Raw genomic sequence first — 25,197 nt, 5'->3', positions numbered from 1 at the left:
ATACAAGTTAATCAATTTCATGAAGCAATTTAGTGTAACAGCCCCGCCAAGTGTCAAAAAAGGCCAACATCAGCAAATTTTATCTACGCTAGGCGGAGTCTCCCAAGCGCTGACAGTGGCAAACTTAATTAACCAACATTCAGGCACCAGTCTGGTCGTTACCCACGACACACCAAGTGCGCTAGCATTAGAAGCAGAATTAAGTTATTTACTGGCAAATTCTACGGTCAATGTGTGTTTATTCCCCGATCGTGAAACCTTGCCGTATGACAGTTTTTCGCCCCATCAGGATCTGATTTCGCAGCGTCTTGAGTCATTAGCGCAAATCAGCCAAAGCAGCCACAACGTGGTCATTGTGCCGGTTAACACATTGATGGTGCGTTTGCCACCCAAGGCTTTTTTAACCGCCAACGTCATGATTTTGAAAAAAGGCGATATTTATAGTCTTGATCAAGTACGTCAGCATCTTACCGACACGGGCTACCATATTGTTGATCAAGTGTACGAACATGGTGAGTTCGCAATCCGTGGTTCAATTATTGATATTTTCCCAACAGGATCAAAACAACCGTTACGAATTGAGTTATTCGATGACGAGGTTGAATCAATTCGCTTTTTTGATGTTGATACCCAGCGCTCAGGCATGGCACTTGAACACATTCGCATGTTACCAGCCAAAGAGTTTCCAACAGACAGCGCCGCGATTGAAGGATTTAGATTACGCTATCGTCGCCGTTTTGAAGTGATATCAAAAGAGGCTGAGTCTGTTTATCAACTGGTTAGCCGTAATCTCATGCCCGCAGGTATTGAAAACTATTTGCCATTATTTTTTGATGACAGTGCCTCATTATTTGATTATTTACCCCAGCAAAGCCAACTTATTACCTTAGGTGATATTGAGAAAGCCTGCGAACAACACTTAAATGAAATACATAGCCGTTATGAAGATCGCCGCGTCGATCCACTCCGGCCGTTACTCGAACCCAAAGAGCTGTATTTATTAACTGAACAATTATTTGCCGCATTTAAACCGATGCCGCGCAGTCAGTTTATTCAGGCAACCGTCACGGATGATGGGCAGCTAGACTCAGAGTCAGCGCCTAAAGCGGCGCAAATGGTTAAAGCAAAACCGATTGGTGATATCAATGCCAACCATAAGCTTAAACAACCCATGCAGGCATTACAGGATTACAGCCAAAAGCAGCCACAAATGCTATTTGTGGCTGAGTCTGAAGGCCGCCGCGAAGCTCTGGTAGAGTTACTGGCCAAAATCGGCATTAAACCTAAATTATTCAAGCATATTGATGATTACGTTAGCGCGAAAGAGTTTATTGGCTTAATTGTATCGCCATTATCAAGAGGTTGTGAGCTTGAGCTTGGTGCTAAGGGTAAAGTCAGTATCATTTGTGAAACTGAGCTATTCGGTCACCGAATTTCACAGCAACGCCGCCGAGAAAAACAAAAACAAGTCAGTTCAGATGTTTTAGTCAAAAACTTAGCCGAATTAAAAGTCGGTCAACCAATTGTGCACTTAGAGCACGGCGTTGCACTGTATCAAGGATTAGAAACCCTTGATACCGGTGGCTTAGTGGCTGAATACTTAAAGTTAGAATATGCCGGCGGAGATAAATTATATGTCCCCGTATCGTCATTGCACCTTATCAGCCGCTACAGTGTTGGTAATGATGACAATACCCAACTGAATAAATTGGGTAATGAAACTTGGGCCAAAGCGAAGAAAAAAGCCATCGAGCGTATTCGTGATGTCGCCGCTGAGTTATTAGATGTGTACGCCCGTCGCCAATCAAGACCTGGTGAAGCATTGTCGTTAGATGAAGATGAATACGCCGTTTTTGCCCAAGGTTTTCCGTTTGAAGAAACCGTCGATCAAGAAAGTGCAATTCATGCCGTGCTAGCGGATTTACAAGCGCCGATGGCCATGGACAGATTAGTGTGTGGTGATGTTGGCTTTGGTAAAACCGAAGTTGCCATGCGCGCCGCTTTTGTTGCCGTCAATGCGGGTAAACAGGTTGTGGTACTCGTGCCAACCACCCTGCTTGCTCAACAACATTATGAAAACTTTAAAGACCGATTCGCGGATTGGCCGATTGTGATTGAAGTAATGTCACGCTTCAAAAGCGCTAAAGAACAAAGCCAAGTTGTCGAAGCGTTAGGCGAAGGTAAAGTAGATATTGTGATTGGTACGCACAAACTACTCACCGCAGAGGCCAACTTCGATAATCTCGGCTTATTAATTATTGATGAAGAGCATCGATTTGGTGTCCGCCAAAAAGAAAAAATTAAAGCCCTGCGCGCCAATGTAGATATTTTAACCTTAACCGCAACTCCTATTCCTCGTACCTTGAATATGGCCATGTCAGGCATGCGTGACTTATCCATTATTGCCACGCCACCAGCCAAACGTTTAGCGGTTAAAACCTTCGTACGTGAGTACGATATTGCCACGGTAAGAGAAGCGATATTACGGGAAATTTTGCGTGGTGGTCAGGTGTATTACTTGCACAATAATGTTGAAACGATTGAAAAAGCCGCTCAAGAAATTCGTGACATTATTCCTGAAGCTCGTGTGGTTACTGCACATGGACAAATGCGCGAACGTGATTTAGAAAAAGTCATGTCTGATTTTTACCACCAAAGGTTTAACGTGCTGGTATGTACTACCATCATTGAAACCGGTATTGACGTGCCCAGCGCCAACACCATTTTAATCCACCGCGCCGATATGTTTGGTCTCGCCCAGTTACATCAATTACGTGGTCGTGTGGGGCGCTCCCATCATCAGGCATACGCTTATATGATGACGCCACATCCCAAACGCATGACAGCCGATGCGCGTAAGCGGCTAGAAGCCATTGATGCACTGGAAGATCTAGGCGCAGGTTTTTTACTGGCCACTCAGGATCTTGAAATTCGTGGTGCCGGTGAATTACTCGGTGATGAGCAAAGCGGCCACATCAGTAAAATCGGCTTTAGCCTGTATATGGAAATGTTAGAGTCCGCCGTTAAAGCGCTAAAAGAAGGTAAAGAGCCCTCATTGGCTTACATGATGAACGCCATATGTGATATCGATTTACGCATTGCGGCGCTGCTACCTGAAGATTATGTCAGCGACGTCAATATGCGTTTATCATTGTATAAGCGCATTGCCAATTGTGATTCAGAGCGAATGATTGATGAACTTAAAGTAGAGTTTATTGACCGTTTCGGTATGTTACCCGATCCAACCCGCAATTTGATGGATATCACCCTATACAAGCATCAAGCCACTGAACTCGGATTACAGCGAATTGAGATGCATGCAAAAGGTGGCAGCATCGAATTTGGAGCTCAACACAAAGTCGATCCGATGTTTATCATCGATTTATTGCAAAAGCAGCCACAAATCTATCGAATGGATGGGCCAAATAAGTTAAAGTTCACCATTCCAGCTGAAACAAGTAAAAAGCGACTCGGATTGTTAAAAACCTTACTTGAACAGCTTGCTAAACATCAAACTGGAGAGCAATAGTGCTTCGTAAAATAGTGATAGCAATGGCAACGCTGAGTGCGTTGTCTATGTCAGTTCAAGCCAAGGCGGAATCTTGGTTTGAAGTGGAAGTGTTTATATTTGAGCGTGACAGCCAATCATTAGAGCAATGGATCAATACTCCTGCGCCACAAATTAATGAACGCGCAATCGACTTTATCACGCCATTAATCAGCACCGACATCACTGGTGTTGCCGCAAGTTTAAGTGGCTGCACCTCCAATGATTGGTCTACTGACATAACCCCAGATTGTAATGATCCGTTAACCAGTAGCACAGTACGCAGCCATCCTAGCCAAGTACCGGTTGAAATTGCAGCATCCAGTCCGCAACAGGCCTACTTAAACCAAGGCCCAGTGCTATTAGCACAAAGCCAAAGTCGATTTAAAGACATTATTAGAACCGTTAGCCGCGAACGCAACGTAAAACCTATGGTGCATCTAACTTGGCAGCAAAATATGCAGTCAAAACGCTATGCCAAAGCGGTGCGTATTTTTGGTGGTAAAGATTATTCAAAGCAATTTGACTACCACGGGCAGCAAGTCAGCAGCCAAAGCACCAGTGCCCCTGCGTATCAATTATCAATGAGTGACTATTCAACTTTAGGTAATATGATGCAAACCGAGCAAGTTAAACCCGTATGGGAGCTTGATGGCACAATCAATATATATTTAAGCCACTATTTATACATCGAAAATAACTTAGCATTACGTAAGCCGACACAAAAACTTGTCGAGTCAAACCGCAGTGAGTTTAATCAATTCGATGCCGTGAATATGCAAGTAGAAAAGACCATGCAGCCGTTTTTGCAGTCAATCCCTTTAACTCAAAACCGTCGTGTCCGTAGCGGTGAAATCCATTATTTTGATCACCCGCAAATGGGTATTGTGATGCAAATCAGAAAAATGGCACAACCAAGCATGGTAAAACCAATTGATTTAGGTGAGCCGATACAGCAAAGTTTGCCACAAACTGAGCCATCACAAGGGACTCAATCAGGTGTGATCCAACCCTATTCTCAATAAATTCACCATTGAGTAAACTGTTGCACATTAAACCGGAGTTATTCTCCGGTTTTTTTATGGCCACAGAGCGAAATAATAAACCCATATTTAACCGCGCTTTGCAGCACTACTGCGTTGAATTAACAGACAAAAGCCCCGCTAAATACCCATAAATCACGTAAAGTCAGCTGGTTATCAGCACAAAGCTCAAGGTTGATTTCAAACTATTGAATGTAAACTATTTATATCTTGTTTATTCATCCTTAACCTAAGTTGAGGTGATGTAAAATCCCATGCTGTTGCAGTTGCAGTTGCAGTTGCAGCCAGAATATTAAGCAATACTGCAACACCAGACTTTTAGGTGGCATTTTTTTGGGGGGTAATTAAGCGCGATAATACCAAGCGGCAATAAAAAAGAAGCAATAATAAAGAGATAATAAAAAAGCGGCTACCAAAGATAGCCGCCTGCAAAAATTGCATAAAACAGTAAAAATATGACATTACAGATAGCATCAGAATCGCATTTCAAACACTATCTGTATCAATTTGTATCACGATGATACGTTTTTTGCCATCTTTAGTCTTTTTCGCCTGGCTAAATGCTCTAAAAATACACAAACCACTCACTTTTAGGCCAATTTTAGCTTAAAAAGTGATGGTAACTGCGGCAACTAACCCTGTATAAAAACCTAAAAATCTCTAAGGCAAAACAGTCATCAATGCGCTCGATAAAAGCGACACAGGCTCAACATCGCTAACACACATTAAACGGCCTGATGAATGTGCTTGGCCATTTCAATCGCGTTAAGCCAGCGCGCATCCTGCTCTAAGGCATTCACCACGGTTAATGGCTGAGGTTTTAAACTCATGGCATTTGCTACTGGTGGTAAACTTGGCCATACAAAGTCTGACAATAATGCCTCTACGCCAACGGGATCATTGCAGACTAATATCATGTCGCAGCCCGCATCTAATGCCGCTTTGGCACGACCTAAATAGTCGCCAGCAAAACTTGCGCCTTTCATCCCTAAATCATCTGAAAAAATAACCCCTTTAAATCCTAACCGCTGACGCAAAACATCTTGCAACCAGTATTGAGAAAATCCCGCAGGATTGGGATCGACTTTGTCGTAGATCACATGGGCTGGCATAACACCATTTAATTGCCCTTTTGCCATTAAGCTGACAAACGGCTGCATATCAAATGCTTCAATTTCAGCTTGAGTGCGGCTGTCAATTGGCATAGCAATATGTGAATCGGCCGCCACACTGCCATGACCAGGAAAATGCTTTCCTACCGCCGCCATACCTGCCTGTTGCATACCACTAATAAATGCCTCAGCTAAAGTGGCAACCTCATCAGGCTTTGGACTAAAGCTGCGTTTACCTATCACTTCGCTTATACCGTTTACATCTAAAACTGGTGCAAAACTTAAGTCAATGTCGCATGCCAACAACTCAACGGCCATCAAAAAACCACACTCTTTAGCCCACAGTTTTGCTAATGCCATGTCGCCATCGGCTGCGGGTAAAATATCGCCCATAGCGGGTATATGCGTAAAGCCATCTTTGAATCTTTGTACTCGCCCACCTTCATGATCGACCGCTATCAGTAGCTCAGGCCTAATTGCCCTAACCTGCTTAACTAGCTCGACTAATTGGTCTTTATTAGAAAAATTGCGACTAAATAGGATTATTCCACCCACTTGCGGATGTTGTAGTTGTTCCGCTTCAAGAGCCGATACACTTAAACCCGCCAGATCCATCATTAAATAACTCAAACGAATACCTCTAATATTTTATCCTGAATCCATTGATGTATAAGTCAGGCTAATCTGAAAAAAATGCATAAAAAAAACTAATGAGCAATACCATTAAAAACTATGGGATACTCTATACAATAACTGAGTGTTCCATCTTAAAGCCGCTCATTACTATTTGTATATGAGAAGTAACACAAATCAGTTCATGATCGTCTATAGTGAAATATCTACGCGGCAGTGAATTGATAATGTTAATAGCGCGATGATAATACTCTCAAATAACTAAAACAATAAACGACCTAACAAAGGCTATATATAATGATCAGCGTTTTTGACATGTTCAAAATAGGCATAGGCCCATCAAGTTCCCACACAGTTGGTCCAATGAAAGCCGGTAAAATCTTCATGGAAAAATTAGCAGAACATAACCTGCTAAACAGCACCGATGAGCTGCAGTCCGAATTATTTGGGTCTTTAGGTCAAACAGGTAAAGGCCATGGTACAGGTAAAGCGGTTATTTTAGGGTTAATGGGTGAAGATCCTGAAACCGTAGACACTGACACCATTGACGCCATTTTAGAATCAGCCTCTAAAGATCAACAGTTAAAACTTGCCGATGGCCGCTATGTTAAATTTACCCGAGAAGACGGGATCACATACCATCGCCGCAAAACCTTACCGGCTCATGCCAACGCCATGACAATTTATGCGTTAGCGAAAGGCGAAATCATATATCAACGTACTTATTACTCGGTCGGTGGTGGGTTTATTCTTGATGAAGATGAAATTACCCAGCGTAATGCATCCCCTGCAACACCGATTAAACAGGCCCCTTTTGACTTTCACAGTGCAGCACAACTATTGGAGTTATGTTGTGAAAATGGCTTAAGTATTTCATCACTGATGATGGCAAATGAACTGAGCATTGCCACTGAAGATGAAGTTAAACAAGGTTTATGGAAGATTTGGCAAACCATGAAAACCTGTGTTGAACGCGGTTATCAAAAAGAAGGGATTCTCCCAGGTGGGCTTAAACTTCGCCGCCGAGCGCCCTCTTTATATCGCCGCTTAAAAGCTGAAGGCCGCAATAACACAGATCCACTCACAGCAATGGACTGGGTTGACTTATTTGCCCTATCGGTGAATGAACAAAACGCCGCAGGCGATCGCGTTGTTACCGCGCCAACCAATGGTGCTGCGGGTATTATTCCAGCCGTTTTATGTTACTACGATATGTTTGTCCAAGAAGTCGATATCGATGTATGTAGCCGCTATTTACTCACCGCCGCTGCGATTGGCATTTTATATAAGAAAAATGCGTCTATTTCAGGTGCTGAGGTTGGTTGCCAAGGTGAAGTTGGCGTCGCTTGTTCTATGGCAGCAGGCGCACTGACTGAGATCATGGGCGGCACTGTTGAGCATGTAGAAAACGCTGCTGAAATCGGTATGGAGCATAACTTAGGCTTAACCTGCGATCCTGTTGGCGGTCTAGTACAAGTGCCTTGTATTGAGCGAAACGCGATGGGCGCAGTCAAAGCCATTAACGCCTCACGTATGGCTTTACGTGGTGACGGTAATCATAAAGTGTCACTGGATAAAGTGATCAAAACCATGATGGATACAGGTAAAGACATGCGCAGTAAGTACAAAGAAACCGCCAAAGGTGGTCTTGCGGTAAATATTGTTGAGTGTTAATCCTTAGCCATTGAGTTAAGTTAAACAAAGCCAACTGTCATAGGTTGGCTTTTTTATTGCTTTTTTAACTACGGCTTTCAGATGTGCAAGGCTTAACCTCTACCTTGAAATTTTGTTCAGCAGCCACTCTTCTAGCCCACGCCATTGCCTTGGTTAAAACAAGCATCATCAAAAATAAACACCATTCAACACACAGTAACACGTTTTAATTCGCACTCAATTTAACCCAGCTAGCGATATAAAGAGGTGCTTAATATGTATTTATTATCCCACGCTGGGGTTATTTACATTAGGTAACACATTTTAAAAGCAACACACTTGTTATCAGGTGCTGGCTTGCTTCATTATGCCTCCACTAGAGTAACCAACAACGAATAAAAACAATTGGAATACTGATGAAGCATTTATTTCCATTATGCGCCATTGCTCTTATGGTGAGTGCCTGTAACGGCGATCAAGACGCACAACCGCAGATTGAACATACCCAACAAACTAGCCAAGTTAATCAAGCCGCTGCCAATGTTATCTTCGATGAAGCGCGTTTTCGTGCTGATATTAAGACATTATCATCTGACGAATTTGAAGGCCGCGCCCCTACCACCCATGGGGAAAAACTGACCTTAGATTATTTAACCAAACAGTTTACCGACATGGGTTTAGTTGGGGCAAACCAAGGCAGTTTTTTACAAGCCGTCCCTATGGTGACCTACACCCCAAGCGAACAGCAAAGCATTACCTTAGCCAATTTACCAATGCAATATCGTCAAGATATTGTACTGAGTAGTCGTCATGCCAATGAGCAAATAAGCATTGAAAATACGCCACTGGTGTTCGTCGGTTATGGAATTAACGCACCTGAGTATCAATGGAATGATTACACTGATCTAGATATGAAAGGTAAAATTGCCGTCATATTGATTAACGATCCAGGTTTTGCTCATCCTGAAGGCAGCCAGTTCAATGGCTTAGCCATGACCTATTATGGCCGTTGGAGTTATAAGTTTGAAGAAGCCAGCCGTCAAGGTGCATTGGGCGCCATCATTATTCACGATACTAAACCCGCCTCATACCCTTGGTCTGTGGTTGAAAACAGTTGGACAGGCCCGCAACAGGATTTAGCGTTAAACACAGATGAAGCTAAAAATCGTATTCAAGTTGAAGGCTGGATGACATTAACTGCGGCTACGCAGTTATTTACTAAAGCAGGATTCTCGCTGCAAACCTTAATGGAGCGCGCGGCGGATCAGGCGGTCAACGTTGATCTAGCCCAAACAGCCAATATTCAATTTGCCAATAAAGCAGAATATGCTGACAGTTATAATGTTGTCGCCACCTTAAAAGGCTCGACTCAAGCTGATGAGCAATTATTGTTCACCGCGCATTGGGATCACATAGGTAAAGATGACACCAAAACAGGCGATCAAATTTATAACGGTGCCCTAGATAATGCCTCTGGCACGGCGGGCATTATGGAAATTGCCCGCCAGTTTGCGGTGCAAGCAAAACAAGGCAATGGCCTGAAACGCTCAGTCACCTTTATCGCCACAACAGGTGAAGAACAAGGTTTATTAGGTTCACGTTATTATGCCGCCAATCCAATTTATCCTTTAGACAAAACGGTTGCGGTATTCAACCTAGACAGCACCAATGTCTATGGTAAAACCAAAGATTACACTATCGTTGGTAAAGGTCAGTCAGAATTAGAAAACTATCTAGCCGATGCGGCAAAACTGCAAAACCGCGAAGTTAAATCAGAGCGTAACCCAGCATCTGGCGGGTTTTTCCGCTCAGATCACTTCAGCTTTGCTAAGTACGGCGTACCAGCCGTATTTGCTGGTGGTGGCAGTGAACCACTAGATGATGCTACCGCGGCCTATAAAACTGACATGGAAAAAACCATGAAAGGCTGTTACCACAACGTCTGTGATCATTATCATGAGTCATGGGATTTATCCGGCGCATTACAGGACTTAGAAGTGTATTACCAAGCCGCACAAACACTTGGCAATAACCAAGATTGGCCTGGATACCTTGTCGGCTCAGAGTTTAATCACTTGCGTCCAGCCAAGTAACCTATTTATCTTCCCCCCAAATAAGATATAAAGCCAAAGACCAGAAGCCAAGCTTCTGGTCTTTTTATTTGCCAACAAACTGATCTCATTAGTACAACTCAGCGCAATCTATCTGTTTTTGTGCAAAAAATCGGCAAACAACACTGCCTGAGGATTTATTTATCTTCAGCAACACCACTAACAATTCTTCAATAATTGCCTATCCTCGGCAAGATAAATGAACATAAATCAACTTTTAGCTGTTTTGACTGAATTATCCTTATTAATAACGAACCAAAACGATGATATTGTCTCTAAAAATACGATTTTCATGAGATTTAATCAAAAATAACACTTGGCGAGTGAAGAAAATGCTGGCAAAGTACAAAACAGATAAAGATTAAACAATGTTGCTGGAGCGGTATTATGTGTTCAATATTTTCAATTTTAGATATCAAATCAGATGCAAGTGAGCTGCGCCAAGTGGCACTTGAAATGTCAAAACTGTTACGTCACCGCGGACCAGATTGGTCTGGTATTTATGCTGACGACAAGGCCATTCTTGCCCATGAACGTTTAGCGATTGTTGACGTTGACCACGGTGCTCAGCCGCTAATTAGCCAAGATGGCAACCTTGTTTTAGCGGTAAACGGTGAAATTTATAACCACAAGCAACTTAAAGCTGATTTAGGTGATAAATACCAATACCAAACCAACTCTGACTGTGAAGTGATTTTATCTTTATACCAAGAATACGGTTGCGACTTTTTAGATAAACTTAACGGCATCTTTGCTTTTGTACTGTATGACAAAGCTAAAAACACCTATTTGGTGGGTCGTGATCATATGGGGATTATTCCTCTGTATTCAGGTCACGATAGTGCGGGCAACTTCTATATTGCCTCAGAAATGAAAGCGCTTATGCCAGTGTGTAAAACTGTGGCAGAATTTTTACCTGGACAGTATTTATACTCAGCCGATGGCAAACCAACCAAATACTATGTCCGTGATTGGATGGAGTTTGATGCGGTAAAAGACAACCCAGCCAGTGTTGAAGAGTTACGTGATGCATTAGAAGCCGCGGTTAAACGCCAACTGATGTCTGATGTGCCTTATGGTGTATTGCTATCGGGCGGTTTAGATTCATCGGTTGTGTCGGCAATTACCCAAACCTATGCCAAACATCGTATTGAAAACGATGGTGAAACTGGCGCATGGTGGCCACAGTTACATTCTTTTGCTGTGGGTTTAGCTGAATCACCAGATTTAGTGGCAGCACAAAAAGTGGCTGATGCCATTGGCACCATTCATCACCCTATTATCTATACTTTCCAGGAAGGTTTAGATGCCATTAAAGAAGTGATTTATCATTTAGAAACCTATGACGTTACAACCATTCGTGCAGCAACACCTATGTATTTAATGGCCCGAAAAATTAAAGCTATGGGTATTAAAATGGTGTTATCAGGCGAAGGCGCAGATGAACTGTTTGGCGGCTACTTATACTTCCATAAGGCACCAAACGCGCAGGCTTTCCATGAAGAATTAGTCCGTAAGCTTGATAAATTACATTTATTTGATTGTCTACGTGCTAACAAAGCCATGGCAGCATGGGGATTAGAAGCACGAGTGCCTTTCTTAGATAAAGAGTTTATGGATGTGGCAATGCGCATCAACCCAGAAGCAAAAATGTCGAAAAATGGCAAAATTGAGAAACACATACTGCGTCAGGCATTTGAACACAAATTGCCTAAAGAAGTGACATGGCGTCAAAAAGAACAGTTCAGTGACGGTGTGGGATATTCATGGATTGACGGATTAAAAGATCATGCAGCAAAACACGTTGATGATATGCAATTAGCTAACGCGAAATTCCGTTTCCCGTACAACACACCAGAAACCAAAGAAGCCTACTTCTATCGCTGTTTCTTTGAAGAGTTTTTCCCATTAGCCAGCGCTGCTGAAACCGTACCCGGTGGCAAATCGGTAGCCTGCTCTACGCCAGAAGCACTAGCATGGGATGAAAGTTTACGCGGCATTATCGACCCATCAGGTCGTGCTGTACGTAACGTCCACGCCAGCAGTTACCAGTAATCTGCTCGCTTCTAGATGCTAGATTCTAGATTCTAGATTCTAGCAAAACCTAAACGTCCGCGACTAATATCACGGGCGTTTTTTTATTCTGACCTAACAAGTTTAAGCTTTGTGAAAACACTTCTGCGACACGCCGCAAGCACTTCCATAATGTCTCTACGTCAGAATCTGATGTGAATGGAATCACAAATGCCACGATGACATGGATGTCAAATAGTGGCCCTGCTGGCAAAGGTCGCAGCCGCATTTGCACGCCGCCACGTAATCTCTTCGATTTTGCTTTGCTAGATACGTATTGATACAAGTTGTTATTTTTAAATGAAATATTTCAAATAATGTGACACAAGGCATTGATTATCGCCTCAAGCCAGAATAAAGTGTAGACACTTAAGGACAGCGCAAGGTTAACTCGAACTCAAGTTTCGATTACGCCTATTAGGGATGATAAAGCCAGTCAATCATGATGTAACAATCATCTGAACTATAAAGCTCACTCTGTCCTAATTTGTTTAAAAGTCATTCATAAGTTTTAGGTACTTACATTTGATAATTTTCGTAAGGGATTAATTATATTGTAATTTTATTCATTCATAGCGTTACAATATTATTCAAAATACATTTTGCACGCTTTGCTTTGTAATTGTTAAAAAGTATTTTATATCAATAAAATAGAAAAATAGAATGTTATTATAAACTGCCGACATTGAATGATGCGCCGTTCAATAAGCTGTTAAACCTCATGGAGTAGTAATTGATAATGGATGAAGTTTTAAGCTTTACGTTAAAAGAAATTGGGGAAGTAGCGGTCATACTAGCTGCATTTTCCGCTTTTTTAGGTGCCATATGGAAAAACCGAATTCACCTGAGGGAAAAATACCAATTTGATGCAGCACTGAAGCAGATTGAATCCTCACATGCACGTCAAACTCAATCACTTGAGCATGAATTACAGATTGAAAGACATGCTGCGCAATTAGGTCATGCAAAGCTAATCGAAAAACGTGCCGCAATTATTGATGATGTATACAAGCTATTAGTTGAGCTACACGAGGCAATTTACGACACAATTCGACCAGATTACTTCGGTAGGGACAAACCGTTAAAACAAGAAGCATATGAATTGGCGCTACCAAAATTTGATTCTTTTGTTGAAAGCTTTGAGAAGAACAAAATATATTTTTCTGCTGATATAGCCAAAAGAGTATCTGAGTTTTATGTGTCCGCAGCGCAAACGCTCGACCAAGCTCGAGTAGCGATCAATTCTGGTGAATCATTGGGTCAGGGTAATACTCCGAACCTCCAAAAGTTGTTTGAAAAAGTAAATTATGAAATGGGCCAAGCTCGCAAGGCTGTTGAAGAAGACTTTAGGGGTATTCTTCGTGTTGGCGAGGTTTAACAAGCAACTGCAGCGGATCAATTTTCGCTGCGCTTCAATTGCCAGCTGAATTGGGCGTTATATGCAAAATCAAAAACTCACTCGGAGCAGCTAAGAAGATAATTATGGCAAAGAAAAAAAAGGTATGCATTGTTCTGGGGAATGGAGTTTCAATAGATTTCCTTAATCATCTGTCGAAGGAAAAGCCAGAAATATGGAATGGTATAGATGTTTCAAACCTCTTTTCTCATGGAGCAAAGCTAAAGTGGCCTTCAAATAAAAACCCAGGATTTCTGTCGAAAAAATACACACCTAACCTATGGGATTTGGGGGCTAGACCTTATCTGTCTAAAACAGAAACAATGGAAATTATCGAAAAAATAGTTACTAGTGTTAATGTTTATGCCCTGACTGGTTCAAATGATATAGGCCCAGACCAAAAATACCTAAGAGCGTATAAGGAATTAACTTCATACCTTAAGTACCTATTCATCGATTACAACAACAAGCTTGCTGACATACCCGATGATATTTCTGATTGGTCATGGGCCAAGTATCTGAAATCTTTGAATGACTCAAGTGTCGTAGAAGAAGTAGTGATAATTACATACAACTATGACATTTGGCTCGAGAGAGTTTTACTAAAACTAGGTATTGAATTTGAACTACCTCCAATGACAAAAGCCGGTGGCGATTGTAAGTTTAGGTTGTTTAAACCGCATGGTTCGATCAGCTTTAAATATAAAGAAGATCTGCCTCTTTCTAGCTTTAATATTAATTACCAAGGTTTAAAGGCGGATTGCTCTGCAACAGATATCCAAGTGAAATACGATGATTTGTGTACAAATAATCCCATCATTTTTCTGATACCACCTGCAGGCGATGTAAACAGAACTAGAGATGGATGGAATGCAAGCTTAAGGCAAATCTACGAACCTAAGATCAAAGAGCTTAAAAAGGATGATCTTATGATAATTTCAGGAATATCTTATTGGCATGTTGATAGAGCTGAAATTGACAATATATTGATAGCGCCTTCAGATGAAATAGATATGGTAAATATTAATCCTTCTATGGATCAATATTTTGAATCTGTTATTAATAGCCTCTTTAAAAATTATATACATTTTGACGGAAGTGACATTCTTTCGGAGTTAGTGCTATGAGCATAAGAATTGATAGAAAATCCAATACAATGACTATATCTTCTCTGAATGAAGGTAGGATACTAAAAAAGTTTAATCTTAATCCTGAATATCAGAGAAAAAGTGTATGGAGTGATGAGCAGCAATCTCTGCTTATAGATAGTATATTGAAAAATATACCTATACCTCCAATATTTCTTCGGGAACATATTGATAAGCAAGGAAAAACCTATTTTGAAGTCATTGATGGAAAACAGCGACTAACTTCTATATTCAGATTTATAGATAATGAAATATCTACTATCGATGATGACACCGATCCTCTTCATGATGATGGGCTTGCGGGGCTTACATTTAGCGACCTTGAAAGTAATGATGGGTTGGAAAGTATTCTTGAGGAATTCTGGAGGTACCCATTACCTATAGAATATGTTTATACGAAAGATGATAAGGTCGTAGACAAGATATTTGACCGATTAAATCGTAGCGGCGAAAAGCTAACTGGGCAAGAGTTGAGGCACTCCAATTACTACGACTCTCCTTTAATATCACTTGCATTCAAGATAGCAAAATCTGAATTCTGGAATGATGAACTAGAAATCACTAATAAAAATAGAATGGAAGATATTGAGTTAATATCAGAGCTTATTTTTCTTTTAATTGAAGGTGTTGAACTTTCATCGACTCAAAAACTTCTTGATGATTATTATGCTAAATATGCGAGATCTACTGTTATTAACTGGGAGGAATTGGAACAGAGTTTTTCTGGGGTAGATAATATATTAAAAGGTTTTGAGTTAAATTTCTCTGATTATAACGTTTCCGGTGTTAGTCACTTATATGGGGTTTGGGCGTTTTCATACTACTGCTTTACTGAAGGAAAAGGAACTTCCCTTAAGGAAAAGCTGCACGAATTCTTTTCTGTATATAAAAATGCAGACTATCAAGCAGCACCAGAGATAGCTAGGTATAAGCAAAGCATGATGAATGCCACAAAAGGAAAGAGCCAAAGAACTAAAAGAAAAAGTGCTTTAATTGAGTTTTGCTTGCGGTAGAGAGCATTGAAATGAAATTAGAGAAGCATATAACAAATCAAAGCACGCGGTCGCAGCGGAGCTGCGCCGGGGTTTGAGGCGTTATGTCACCAAGGAAATACTAATGAAGTTTGTCATATTGTTATGCGTTACTGTTTCACTTTTTGGTTGTGGGTCACTAGACAAGAAAGCACTGCTTGTTAATTCTGGAGACACAAAAGAGCAAGTTACTACCGTTATGGGTACACCTGATGACCGTCAATTTAAAGGTGATAATGAAGCATGGCAATACTGTCAGACAGGCGCTGGATTCGGATATCATGATTATCGAGTTATATGGTTTTACAAAGGGCAGGTCTCAGGGGTTAATTCATATAAAAGCTCTCGCCCAGCATCATCATGTGTAACAGATATTAAGCAAATAAATTGGCAAGATGCGCCTGATATGTCTTTAGAAATACGTAATAGGTAGCTTAATAAGTCGAGTCAGAATAAACTTTATAAAAACCTAATGCTTTCAGTCTTACAGTCAAATACGAGGCTTAAAACACTCAATATCAGTTAGACTTTTTATGCCTTCAACTTACCCAAATGCGGCAACTGTGAACCATGTCGAATGATGAACTGCAGCCTATCCATCTCTAGTGAAAATAGTCCAGCCTTCTTAAGATACTCAGCACTTGCTGTATCCCCGCTGTTTTATAACTACTCAATAACTCATGTTCTTAAATCGCTTTTATCACAATCATCTAATTACTCACTACGGCTCTAATCAAACCCTGTTGAAACCAAGCTTGTAAGGTTTGTAACACCATTAGAGGGGCCGATTGTTCATTGTGCCATTCCAGCATTTGCTCGCATTGGTCGGCAAAGTTGTTGCCCTGAATAAATCCCAATAGTAATGCATGTTGAGCTGCTGTTAATGAAGCAAACTCTGTTAGGCGCGATTCACCGCGCCATAGTAACCATGCTCTTTGCGACTGATAGTCTGGCTCTGGCGGCGTGGCATCCACTTTTAATGCTTGCCAGGCTTCGACAGCATTACTGTTACAAGTGAATATTTGTACGCTAGGATGAAAGCGTAAACAGCAATTGGGCCAAAATTCTGGCGATATAGCCTGTAAATCACTAAAGCTTGTGCGCGGGCTATCAGCTGCGTCAAAGGCATTCAGCAAACGACGTTCAAATCGGGCTAAATCAGCAATAATGGGATGTTGTTTAAAAAAATCATCTTGTTGTAGAAAGTTTGGTAAATCATCACAAAATTGGCGCAAAGATTTATTACTTGAGGGATATTGACGAGTATAGTCGGCGGCCATTTTATCAAATAAATGGTCTCCCAAATATACCCCAAGTAGCTGGTGGTCGGTTTCAATGGTTTCTTTTAAGCGGATCCGGTAAGCGTTGGAATAAATTTGAAGGCGATCATTGGCACTGATCCCCGCTTGTTCAGACACGTTAGCTTTCATTATCGACTGAATTTGTCCGTGCTGAGTATCGGCAGCATCAGAAAGTAAATACTGCATAAATTGCTGTTGAATCTCAACTAAACGGCTCATTGTTTTGCCCTGACTGGTTGCTGTGACACGTAATGAGTGCTGATCTGCTTATTTAAGCCATCAAGTGAACGAGTACCAAAACTTGAACGGGCTAATTCGGCATTTTCGGGCAGGGTTAACTCTGCAATATGTTTCGCTTCAAGCAATTCTTGGTATAACGCGGGAAATTCGGGAATATTCGCATCGCGCTCAATCATGGTGCTCACAGGTCCAAAGCGTTCTAGTGCGGCTTGGTAAAGTGTCCAAACAGAAGGCGGCACATCATGGTCATGGGTATCAATGACATAATCTCCAAAGTCACTGTGACCGGCTAAATGAAATTGTTGTACCCGACGAGGGTCTATTTTTTTAAGATAATCGAGTGGGTTAAAATGATGATTACGAGCGCTGACATAAATGTTATTAATGTCGAGTAAAATTAAGCAATCAGCCGATTCTGCCACTTGGCTTAAAAAGTCCCATTCATCCATGGTCGAGTCTTGGTATGACAAATAACTGGATACGTTCTCTAACAGCATTCGTCGACCTAAAAAGTCCTGCACAATACGCACACGCTCAGCAACATGATTCACGGTTTCTTCGGTGTAAGGCAGAGGCAGTAAATCATGGCTATTAATGCCGTGAATGGAGGTCCAACAAATATGGTCTGAAATCCATTTAGGCTGAATATCATTACTGAGTGTTTTTAATGCTTTAAGGTAGTCCATATCGAGTGGGTCGGTACTGCCAATTGACATCGATACGCCATGCATCACTACAGGATATTGTTCTGCAATCGCTTCTAAATAATATCGAGGTTTACCGCCAGCAACTAAGTAATTTTCTGACAAGACTTCAAACCAATCAATATCGGGTTGATGTTGTAAAATATGCTCGAAATGATCTGTACGTAAGCCCAAACCGAATCCGAGAAAGTCTTCTTTAATACGTGTATCTGGCATGGGAGATCCTATTTAAATACAATTATTTCTAACATCAATAGGGGAGTATTTATTTAATATTGGGTTAGTTTAAAGTAGATGGTATCCGCAAAACTTGATGGCCCTGAAAGGATAATTCAGGACAGAGCCATCAGACTAAACCGACTTAGCTTGTTTTACCGCCAATGTCGCCACATGATTTTGCCGTAGTACTCACAAAACCAGTACCTTTACAGCTAGCCATGCCGCCACACGCGTTGTCAGCGCCTTTACAATCGTTATGGCCTTTACACACGTTAACACCATAACAATGGACTAAGTCTGCTTCAGTGACCTTGCCTACCCAATCGTCTTTTTGCGTACCGCCGACATCAGCACAGGCTTTTGATGGCATGCCAACAAAACCAGTACCATTACAGCTTGCTTGACCGTTACAGGCGTTATCTGCCGTTTTACAGTCATTGTGACCTTTACAAGCGTTTACGCCATAACAATGAACTAAATCTGTTTCGCCAGCAGCTAAAGGTGCTGAGCTTGTTTCAGCTGCCATTGCTTGACCTGACAAACTCGCCATTGCCAGTGCTAATGCTGCGCCTGTTAGGCTACTTTTTGCTTTAGTGTTCATGATGTATCCCTTTGCTTGATAATAATTCAATTTGATTTTAACCCTGCGGTAGCATCTTTGATTATTTACATAGTGACTACAGCGAGGTACAGATAAAGACCTTTATAGTGCAGGAGATCTTACAAGTATTTTTTTGAATAAGCTTATTGTTGCGTTAAAACACCGTTACCATTCCGATTCAACCTCATGATAATAAAGATTAAAATAATAATTCAGGTCAGAGTAAACTTTATAAATAACCTTACTTTTACATTCAAATGTGAGGCTTAAAACACTCAATATCAGTTAGACTTTTTAAGCCTTCAACTTACCTAAATGCGGCAACTGTGAACCATGAGTATTTGCGAGCCGCCCGTCCGCCCCATGCTTGGGGCGGCCGAGTTTATAGGATCGCTCTTGTTTAAATCAAAAACTGTGCGTGTCGGTGAATAAATGCCATGGTGAGCCAATATGGAAAAACCTCCCTGCTCATCAGCCCTTGCCATTCTCAAGTCGTTAACCTTTAATAACGGTATGTTATTCTCTAATGGAAAAGAGTAACGGTGAACCTTATGCGGAGGCTTTCACCTCATAAGTTAATGCCTATACTGGGTGCTCTCAAGTGGCTGTTGTTGAAGTAGTTTCGCTTCGGGACAGTCAAGCCAAGCGTTATATTTTGAATCAAAAGGTGGAGTATATGGATCAAGCACTACAAACAATGATTGAAAATATGCCTGATAAAACGGGGAAAAAGCTGGAAGAATGGATTCAAATATTGAATAAAAAACATTTTTAAAAGCACTCTATTGCGGTGAATTTTTTGAAAACTGAGTATGGCGTGACACATGGATTTGCAAATACAATTGTCACTTTATCTAAGCAACAAACTGACTCACCAGACGATTTGGTTTTAAATCAGTATCTTGGTAAAGAGCTGCTTAAACCGATTTATGACATTTTGCTCTCTGAAATATGCAAATTAGGCGAAGATATTGTCATTACCCCCAAGAAAGGCAGTGTCAGTTTCATTAGAAAAAATCAGTTTGCCTTAATTAAACCAGCAACTTAAACGAGAATAGACTTGGGCTTGAAGTTAAAAGGAGCCGAAGTTCAAGGCCGCCTAGAAGATTCTGGTCCATTTGGCACCATGTGCACGCATAGAATACAGCTTAACAATATATCTGACGTTGATGCCGAACTGATAGAATGGCTAGCAAAAGCATACGCGGCATCGGTTTAGTCAAAACAAAACAGTTTAGGCCGCGCTATGCTATATGACCGTGTTTCAAGCCTGCTTATTTGTATTTTCAGTTGTTAATGCCACATGCACCCATATTCAGTCTCAAGCTAATAGAAAGTGATGCCATACTGATAACAGATTTAAAAGCGCCCTCTTCACTATGTTTTGTGCGACAAAATGCTACTATCTGAGTGCTGGTTAACGCCATTCAACTAACTGAATATGACAATAAAGGCTTTGATATGACTCGTGCAAAATCCACCCTTGAGCAATGGCGAATTTTACAAGCAGTGGTTGATCATGGTGGCTATGCTCAGGCGGCCGAACAACTCAATAAAAGCCAGTCATCACTTAATCATGCGGTAGCCAAACTGCAGCATCAATTGGGTATTCAGTTACTCGAAGTGAAAGGTCGCAAAGCTTACCTAACCGAACAAGGTGAAGTATTGCTGCGTCGGTCACGTCACCTTACACAATCCGTTGATGAGCTTGAACAGCTTGCAACCAACTTAGGCCAAGGTTGGGAACCCAGTTTAACCATAGCCAAAGAAATTATTTACCCAACTGAAAAGTTAGTCGATGCGCTTGAAGCTTTTATTCCACTTAGCCGTGGCACTCGAGTGACCGTACTTGATTCAGTGATATCTGGCACCCATGATTTAATTAATCAGCAAATGGTTAACATTGCCATTTGCGCTACGCCACCGCGCGGACATTTAGCACAACCACTATGCGAGTGCGATTTTGATTTGGTTTGTCATCCTGATCATCCTTTAGCTCAACTTGATGTCATAGAAGATGAAAAACAACTGGCACAGCATTTACAGGTAGTCATCAAAGATACGGGCTCTAACTCTATGAATGATATTGGGTGGTTAAAAGCAGAGCAGCGGATTACTGTGTCCAATTTTCATGAAGCCAAAGTCATATTAGGCCGAAAAATGGGATTTTGTTGGATCCCCAATTTTTTGGTTGAAGATCATTTAAAACACGGCAAATTACACAAACTCAAGTTGCATGGCAGCTATCAGCGCAGGATCACCCTAAATATCATTATTCCCAACCGTGACAGACAAGGGCCAGCTAGCCGTTTGCTTGAAAGTTTAATTTCACTTCAACATGGTATTGAGGCGATGACGGCTTATACCGAAAAGGCTAAAGCTTGATAGGATTTATCATAGGTGGGTAAGTTATTGGTGGACTCTGGCTGTTGATTTTTGAGGTAAGCTAAAGTGGCCGATGGCATTTGTGGCGATTGCGTATCGACTGCTTGATTCATTTTCTCAATAAATCGACTTGCAGGGTTAGACACTTCATCGGCCTCATTATTCACACCAAAGGTCACTTTGGGGATAGCATCATTGTTATCAGGTAATGCGAACGGGGTTAATTGCGACTCCTGAAAGCCATTTTGTTCCACATTTGCCTGTTTATAAATATTGGCTAATTCATTGATATATTGAATGTCTTCTGCTGGAACGATTTTTTCCTGTCTTTGTTCGGCCATTTCAGCTTTGGCTTGATTCATTTTTTGCACCGCCTCTGCCGCAACCCGAATATCAGCACTTGATGGCTGATTGGGCGCCATAGCCGCGGCATACACTTTTTGCATTTTGTTAAAAGTGGCTTGGGGATCGCCTTTGATCACCCCCACATCAATTTGCACTTCACCATCAACCGCATAGCGCTTACCATCTGGCCCTTTTTCATATGAAAATGACGGGCTTTGGGCAAACATCCCACCTATGCCTTTATGGGCTTGTTCATGGGTTTTCACTTCAATATCGCGCTTTGACAGTTCACTGATGATTTGTTGCTCAGCTTGAACCTGTTTTTGTTGTTGCGCCTTTACTTGTTTCTCAGCGTGTTCAGCGGCTTTTTCTGCATCAGACTGTTCATTAGTCTGGTTAGATTCAGCTTGAACAGCTTGTTGTTTTTGAGGTTCAGTTTGTTTAACAGACTCTTGCATGGCTGGAGGTAATGCATCTTGCTGAGTAGCATCATCTATCAAGCCTGTATCCTCAAATGGATTTATCCTCTCTTGTGCGGCGGCATCGTTTGCGCCATCTAACGAGGGTGAACTTGATTCAAAAGGATTGGCGACTGGAGTGGTATCAGATAATGAATTCGATCCTGAATTAATAGCGTTATTGGTGCTTGTTGGGGCAGTACTTGCATCAGCTAACGCGGTAAATGATGCTGTTGTGCCCGATATTTCCCCAGATAAATTAGCTATTTGCCCAGGATTAAAACCACCAATTTGGCTAGGCCCGGTACGTAAGTTAAAACTGTTGCTCTGGTTTGGTGATACCGCTGCTGCCGAAGATGTTGATACTGCAGCGACAGACGTGGCTGTAACCTTTGGGACAGATGATCCCGTTGCAGGGGTTGATACTGTACTTAAGTTAGCAACTGAGGGGCTCGAAACTAATGGGCTAGTCAGCGCAGCTGACTTAGTAATATTTGTTGTGACACTTGTCAATGAGGCAGAGTGACTTGGTGCAATAGACGTTGCCATGGTGGCAGCAGAATTAGCAGCTAATGACGAAACCTGCTTTGATTGAGTCGCAGCAGGTTGGAGAGAATTCATGGTTAAGCTTGATTGACGAATATCCATTTTTCATCACTAATAAGCTAAGTTTGGTTGAAGAGTTTATATTTAAATCAACAACCAGCTTAGTTATTAAGCCTCAATATTGATAATGCTACCCACTGTTTCAGTGGCAGCTTCTATCACTTTAACTGAGGCTTCGCCTTGCTGTTGTGACTCAACAGCAGACACCAACGCACTTGTTTTATCAGACTGATCAACGGCACGGCTACTTAATGTGACCGTATCTTGTTGTGCTGGCGGTGCAGTTGGCTTTGGATCAGGCGCGGCTACAGCAGTGGTAGCTTGAGCAAGACCCTGCTGTGAGCTTTGTAAACCTTGAACACCCGATGAATACGCGGATTGAATTTGCATAAAACGTCCTTAAATAAACAGGTGAGCCTGCTAAACAGTATCGCTCATGCTGGCATAAATGTACAGTATTTAACCATTGGCGTTGTTAAGTCCCCATGCTTTTTCCCAATCCTTAAATACTGGGTTAAAGCCACGGGTTTTCATGGCAGCGATCACTTCAGCCACAGTGCGTTCATCGCTGATTTCAAATTGATCTAATTGACTATCCGGTTGCTGATAACCTCCTGGCTGAGTTGAGCTGCCCGCGCTGAGTTGAGTTACACCTAGCGGCAGTAAATTATCTCTTAATTCAGGTGTTTCACGCGTTGATAAACTAATATCAAGCTGTTGATTAAAAAGTCTAAAAGCGCAAATCATTTGCACTAACCCGGTATCGGTTAGCAGCACTTTTGGCTCAATGCCGCCGGTACAAGGTCTAAGCCTTGGCAGTGAAATACTGTAACGAGTGCGCCAATAATGGCGCTCAAGGTAATCGAGATGATATCCCATTAGCAGAGCATCTAGCCGCCAATCATCCAAGCCGAGCAAGACCCCTAAGCCAATTTTATCAACCCCCGCCTTAGCAACTCTATCTGGAGTATCTAAACGCTGGATAAAATCCTGCTTTTTACCTCGGGTATGGTGTTTTGTATACGTTTGAGGTTGATAGGTTTCTTGGTAAACCATTACGGCATCTAAACCGAGTGCGACTAGCCGCTGGTACTCGTCGGTTTTTAACGGCTGCACCTCCATCGCAACATAGCTAAAATGTTGTTTTATTTGTGGTAAAACGTGAGCGAAATATTCGATACCGACTTTGGTTTCATGCTCACCTGAAACCAATAGAATTGAATCAAACCCCCGCGATTTGATGATGTCGACTTCTGCAAGTAATTCGTCATCATTAAGGGTTTTTCGCTTGATTTTATTGCTCATGCTAAAACCACAATAATCACATTCATTAGCGCATAAATTAGATAAATATAGCGGTAAATATAGCCCCAAATTAGCGCCAAAGCGCTGGCGAGTAATTTGCGCCGCAGCCTGCGCCATCTGTTCAATATAAGCTTCTGCTGCGGGAGATAGTAATGCCATCAAGCTGCTTAAATTGCCACTAGGATATTGCAATGCCCGCTCAACATCAGCGGGTGTAGAGGCATAAAGCTTCATTGATAAATCATCAATATTCAACTGGCTAAAACGCGCTGAAAAACTCATTACGACACCTTACGAGTGGTTAAAAAGCCAGTAAGAGGACTGGTATTATTGGCATTATGACTTACCGCTCCTAAACCTGCCTTGTAGGCCTTGCGCCCACTTTGTACCGCTTGCTGAAAACATTGCGCCATTAAAATAGGATTAGCGCTACTGGCAATGGCAGTATTCACCAACACTGCGTCTGCCCCCATTTCCATCGCCCGACACGCTTGTGACGGCGCGCCAATACCCGCATCCACTATCACGGGTACAGATGACTGCTCGATAATGATTTTCAAAAAAGCTTCGGTGGCCAATCCTTGATTACTGCCTATTGGACTTCCTAATGGCATCACCGCAGCACAGCCAACCTCTTCTAATCTTCGGCAAAGCACTGGGTCAGCATGAATATAAGGCAATACAATAAAGCCCTTTTCACACAGCACTTGGGCTGCATTGAGGGTTTCAATGGGATCGGGCAGTAAATATTTGGGATCGGGGTGAATTTCCAGCTTAATCCATTTAGTGCCTAACATTTGATAAGCCAGTTCAGCGGCAAATATGGCTTCTTTGGCATTTCTTGCCCCAGCGGTATTAGGTAACAGTTTAACCCCACGCGATTGCAATGGACTGAGTAAATCATCTAAACCCATTTTAAAATCGATGCGCTTCATGGCTAAGGTCACTAATTGCGACCCCGATGCCTCTATAGATGCCAGCATGGTTGCCGAGTTGGTAAACTTTCCTGTGCCGGTAAATAAACGTGATTCAAATTGATGATCGGCTATCGTTAACATAATTACCCCCCCGATACTGCAGAAAAAAATTCAAGCTGATCGTCTGCTTGACACTGGTGTTGTGACCATTGGCTGCGCGGTATAATGGTGTGATTTACCACCACAGCAACACTTTGCGGCGTTATGTGCTTCAGTGCGAGTATCTCGGCCAAAGTGATATTGGCAGCAAGCTGTTGCGACTCGCCATTGATGTGTATTTCTATCACTGACAATCCTTACTGGTTTCAA

At 41.9% G+C, this 25,197-nt stretch carries 19 protein-coding genes and 1 pseudogene; 11 read left to right on the top strand and 9 right to left on the bottom strand.

Annotated elements, in window-relative coordinates; genetic code table 11:
* Positions 1-19: 19 nt before the first annotated feature.
* Positions 20-3,529 (top strand): transcription-repair coupling factor, encoded by a 3,510-nt coding sequence (gene mfd / locus IEY03_RS01515; protein ID WP_188839568.1) that lies wholly within the window; start codon positions 20-22, stop codon positions 3,527-3,529.
* Positions 3,529-4,572, top strand: coding sequence for a peptidoglycan binding protein CsiV (locus tag IEY03_RS01510; protein ID WP_188839567.1), 1,044 nt, complete (start codon positions 3,529-3,531; stop codon positions 4,570-4,572). Before mfd ends, IEY03_RS01510 begins: the two co-directional genes overlap by 1 nt.
* Positions 4,573-5,315: 743 nt before the next feature.
* On the opposite strand, the gene nagZ is transcribed toward IEY03_RS01510, so the two are convergent.
* Positions 5,316-6,332, bottom strand: a complete 1,017-nt coding sequence (gene nagZ / locus IEY03_RS01505; RefSeq protein WP_188839566.1) for a beta-N-acetylhexosaminidase — start codon at positions 6,330-6,332, stop codon at positions 5,316-5,318.
* A gap of 300 nt (positions 6,333-6,632) precedes the next feature.
* Between nagZ and IEY03_RS01500 the strand changes: the two genes are divergently transcribed.
* From IEY03_RS01500 to IEY03_RS01470, 7 genes are all read left to right on the top strand, one after another.
* On the top strand, positions 6,633-8,009 hold the full coding sequence (locus IEY03_RS01500) for an L-serine ammonia-lyase (protein ID WP_188839565.1): 1,377 nt from the start codon (positions 6,633-6,635) through the stop codon (positions 8,007-8,009).
* A gap of 395 nt (positions 8,010-8,404) precedes the next feature.
* Positions 8,405-10,081 (top strand): M28 family metallopeptidase, encoded by a 1,677-nt coding sequence (locus IEY03_RS01495; RefSeq protein ID WP_188839564.1) that lies wholly within the window; start codon positions 8,405-8,407, stop codon positions 10,079-10,081.
* A gap of 405 nt (positions 10,082-10,486) precedes the next feature.
* Positions 10,487-12,154, top strand: coding sequence for an asparagine synthase B (asnB, locus tag IEY03_RS01490; RefSeq protein WP_188839563.1), 1,668 nt, complete (start codon positions 10,487-10,489; stop codon positions 12,152-12,154).
* Between the two features lie 757 nt (positions 12,155-12,911).
* Positions 12,912-13,550 carry a hypothetical protein gene (locus tag IEY03_RS01485; RefSeq protein WP_188839562.1) on the top strand — a complete coding sequence of 213 codons (639 nt, stop codon included), beginning with the start codon at positions 12,912-12,914 and terminating at the stop codon, positions 13,548-13,550.
* A 104-nt stretch (positions 13,551-13,654) separates the two neighbouring features.
* Positions 13,655-14,695, top strand: a complete 1,041-nt coding sequence (locus tag IEY03_RS01480) for a hypothetical protein (protein ID WP_188839561.1) — start codon at positions 13,655-13,657, stop codon at positions 14,693-14,695.
* Complete coding sequence (locus IEY03_RS01475; RefSeq protein WP_188839560.1) at positions 14,692-15,729, top strand: DUF262 domain-containing protein; 1,038 nt, start codon at positions 14,692-14,694, stop codon at positions 15,727-15,729. The genes IEY03_RS01480 and IEY03_RS01475 overlap by 4 nt, the downstream gene beginning before the upstream one ends.
* Before the next feature lie 103 nt (positions 15,730-15,832).
* Positions 15,833-16,180, top strand: a complete 348-nt coding sequence (locus IEY03_RS01470; RefSeq protein WP_188839559.1) for a hypothetical protein — start codon at positions 15,833-15,835, stop codon at positions 16,178-16,180.
* A 277-nt stretch (positions 16,181-16,457) separates the two neighbouring features.
* Here the strand turns inward: IEY03_RS01470 and IEY03_RS01465 are convergent, their stop codons facing one another.
* The 3 genes from IEY03_RS01465 to bufA2 form a co-directional block, all read right to left on the bottom strand.
* Entirely contained in the window at positions 16,458-17,267 is an 810-nt protein-coding gene (locus IEY03_RS01465) for an HvfC/BufC N-terminal domain-containing protein (RefSeq protein ID WP_188839558.1), read from the bottom strand.
* A complete protein-coding gene (bufB, locus tag IEY03_RS01460) occupies positions 17,264-18,208 on the bottom strand; it encodes an MNIO family bufferin maturase (protein WP_188839557.1) in 945 nt (314 codons plus the stop codon). The genes IEY03_RS01465 and bufB overlap by 4 nt, the downstream gene beginning before the upstream one ends.
* 145 nt (positions 18,209-18,353) lie before the next feature.
* The gene (gene bufA2, locus IEY03_RS01455) at positions 18,354-18,812 is read right to left on the bottom strand and encodes a BufA2 family periplasmic bufferin-type metallophore (protein WP_188839556.1); all 459 of its coding nucleotides are present in this window, start codon (positions 18,810-18,812) and stop codon (positions 18,354-18,356) included.
* Between the two features lie 676 nt (positions 18,813-19,488).
* Between bufA2 and IEY03_RS01450 the strand changes: the two are divergent.
* Together IEY03_RS01450 and IEY03_RS01445 are read left to right on the top strand one after the other, a co-directional pair.
* Positions 19,489-20,031 (top strand): annotated as a pseudogene (locus tag IEY03_RS01450) (DUF4287 domain-containing protein).
* 242 nt (positions 20,032-20,273) lie between these two features.
* Positions 20,274-21,197 carry a LysR family transcriptional regulator gene (locus IEY03_RS01445; RefSeq protein ID WP_188839555.1) on the top strand — a complete coding sequence of 308 codons (924 nt, stop codon included), beginning with the start codon at positions 20,274-20,276 and terminating at the stop codon, positions 21,195-21,197.
* On the opposite strand, the gene IEY03_RS01440 is transcribed toward IEY03_RS01445, so the two are convergent.
* From IEY03_RS01440 to thiS, 5 genes are all read right to left on the bottom strand, one after another.
* Complete coding sequence (locus tag IEY03_RS01440) at positions 21,173-22,648, bottom strand: putative metalloprotease CJM1_0395 family protein (RefSeq protein ID WP_188839554.1); 1,476 nt, start codon at positions 22,646-22,648, stop codon at positions 21,173-21,175. The two genes, IEY03_RS01445 and IEY03_RS01440, sit on opposite strands and share 25 nt — an antisense overlap.
* A 66-nt stretch (positions 22,649-22,714) precedes the next feature.
* Entirely contained in the window at positions 22,715-22,996 is a 282-nt protein-coding gene (locus tag IEY03_RS01435; RefSeq protein ID WP_188839553.1) for a chemotaxis protein, read from the bottom strand.
* A 69-nt stretch (positions 22,997-23,065) separates the two neighbouring features.
* The gene (thiH, locus tag IEY03_RS01430) at positions 23,066-24,193 is read right to left on the bottom strand and encodes a 2-iminoacetate synthase ThiH (RefSeq protein ID WP_188839552.1); all 1,128 of its coding nucleotides are present in this window, start codon (positions 24,191-24,193) and stop codon (positions 23,066-23,068) included.
* Positions 24,193-24,969 (bottom strand): thiazole synthase, encoded by a 777-nt coding sequence (locus IEY03_RS01425; protein ID WP_188839551.1) that lies wholly within the window; start codon positions 24,967-24,969, stop codon positions 24,193-24,195. Before IEY03_RS01425 ends, thiH begins: the two co-directional genes overlap by 1 nt.
* A gap of 2 nt (positions 24,970-24,971) precedes the next feature.
* Positions 24,972-25,175 carry a sulfur carrier protein ThiS gene (thiS, locus tag IEY03_RS01420; protein ID WP_188839550.1) on the bottom strand — a complete coding sequence of 68 codons (204 nt, stop codon included), beginning with the start codon at positions 25,173-25,175 and terminating at the stop codon, positions 24,972-24,974.
* Positions 25,176-25,197 lie beyond the last annotated feature (22 nt).

The sequence above is a fragment of the Shewanella aestuarii genome, from assembly GCF_014647215.1.
GTDB lineage: Bacteria > Pseudomonadota > Gammaproteobacteria > Enterobacterales > Shewanellaceae > Shewanella > Shewanella aestuarii.
This window is presented reverse-complemented; position numbering and strand designations above follow the sequence as displayed.

Excerpts from the sequence above, each read along its gene's own strand:
- mfd (WP_188839568.1), top strand. The coding sequence starts at position 20 with ATGAAGCAATTTAGTGTAACAGCCCCGCCAAGTGTCAAAAAAGGCCAA.
- IEY03_RS01500 (WP_188839565.1), top strand. The coding sequence starts at position 6,633 with ATGATCAGCGTTTTTGACATGTTCAAAATAGGCATAGGCCCATCAAGT.
- IEY03_RS01495 (WP_188839564.1), top strand. The coding sequence starts at position 8,405 with ATGAAGCATTTATTTCCATTATGCGCCATTGCTCTTATGGTGAGTGCC.
- asnB (WP_188839563.1), top strand. The coding sequence starts at position 10,487 with ATGTGTTCAATATTTTCAATTTTAGATATCAAATCAGATGCAAGTGAG.
- IEY03_RS01485 (WP_188839562.1), top strand. The coding sequence starts at position 12,912 with ATGGATGAAGTTTTAAGCTTTACGTTAAAAGAAATTGGGGAAGTAGCG.
- IEY03_RS01480 (WP_188839561.1), top strand. The coding sequence starts at position 13,655 with ATGGCAAAGAAAAAAAAGGTATGCATTGTTCTGGGGAATGGAGTTTCA.
- IEY03_RS01475 (WP_188839560.1), top strand. The coding sequence starts at position 14,692 with ATGAGCATAAGAATTGATAGAAAATCCAATACAATGACTATATCTTCT.
- IEY03_RS01470 (WP_188839559.1), top strand. The coding sequence starts at position 15,833 with ATGAAGTTTGTCATATTGTTATGCGTTACTGTTTCACTTTTTGGTTGT.
- IEY03_RS01465 (WP_188839558.1), bottom strand. The coding sequence starts at position 17,267 with ATGAGCCGTTTAGTTGAGATTCAACAGCAATTTATGCAGTATTTACTT.
- bufB (WP_188839557.1), bottom strand. The coding sequence starts at position 18,208 with ATGCCAGATACACGTATTAAAGAAGACTTTCTCGGATTCGGTTTGGGC.
- bufA2 (WP_188839556.1), bottom strand. The coding sequence starts at position 18,812 with ATGAACACTAAAGCAAAAAGTAGCCTAACAGGCGCAGCATTAGCACTG.
- IEY03_RS01445 (WP_188839555.1), top strand. The coding sequence starts at position 20,274 with ATGACTCGTGCAAAATCCACCCTTGAGCAATGGCGAATTTTACAAGCA.
- IEY03_RS01440 (WP_188839554.1), bottom strand. The coding sequence starts at position 22,648 with ATGGATATTCGTCAATCAAGCTTAACCATGAATTCTCTCCAACCTGCT.
- IEY03_RS01435 (WP_188839553.1), bottom strand. The coding sequence starts at position 22,996 with ATGCAAATTCAATCCGCGTATTCATCGGGTGTTCAAGGTTTACAAAGC.
- thiH (WP_188839552.1), bottom strand. The coding sequence starts at position 24,193 with ATGAGTTTTTCAGCGCGTTTTAGCCAGTTGAATATTGATGATTTATCA.
- IEY03_RS01425 (WP_188839551.1), bottom strand. The coding sequence starts at position 24,969 with ATGTTAACGATAGCCGATCATCAATTTGAATCACGTTTATTTACCGGC.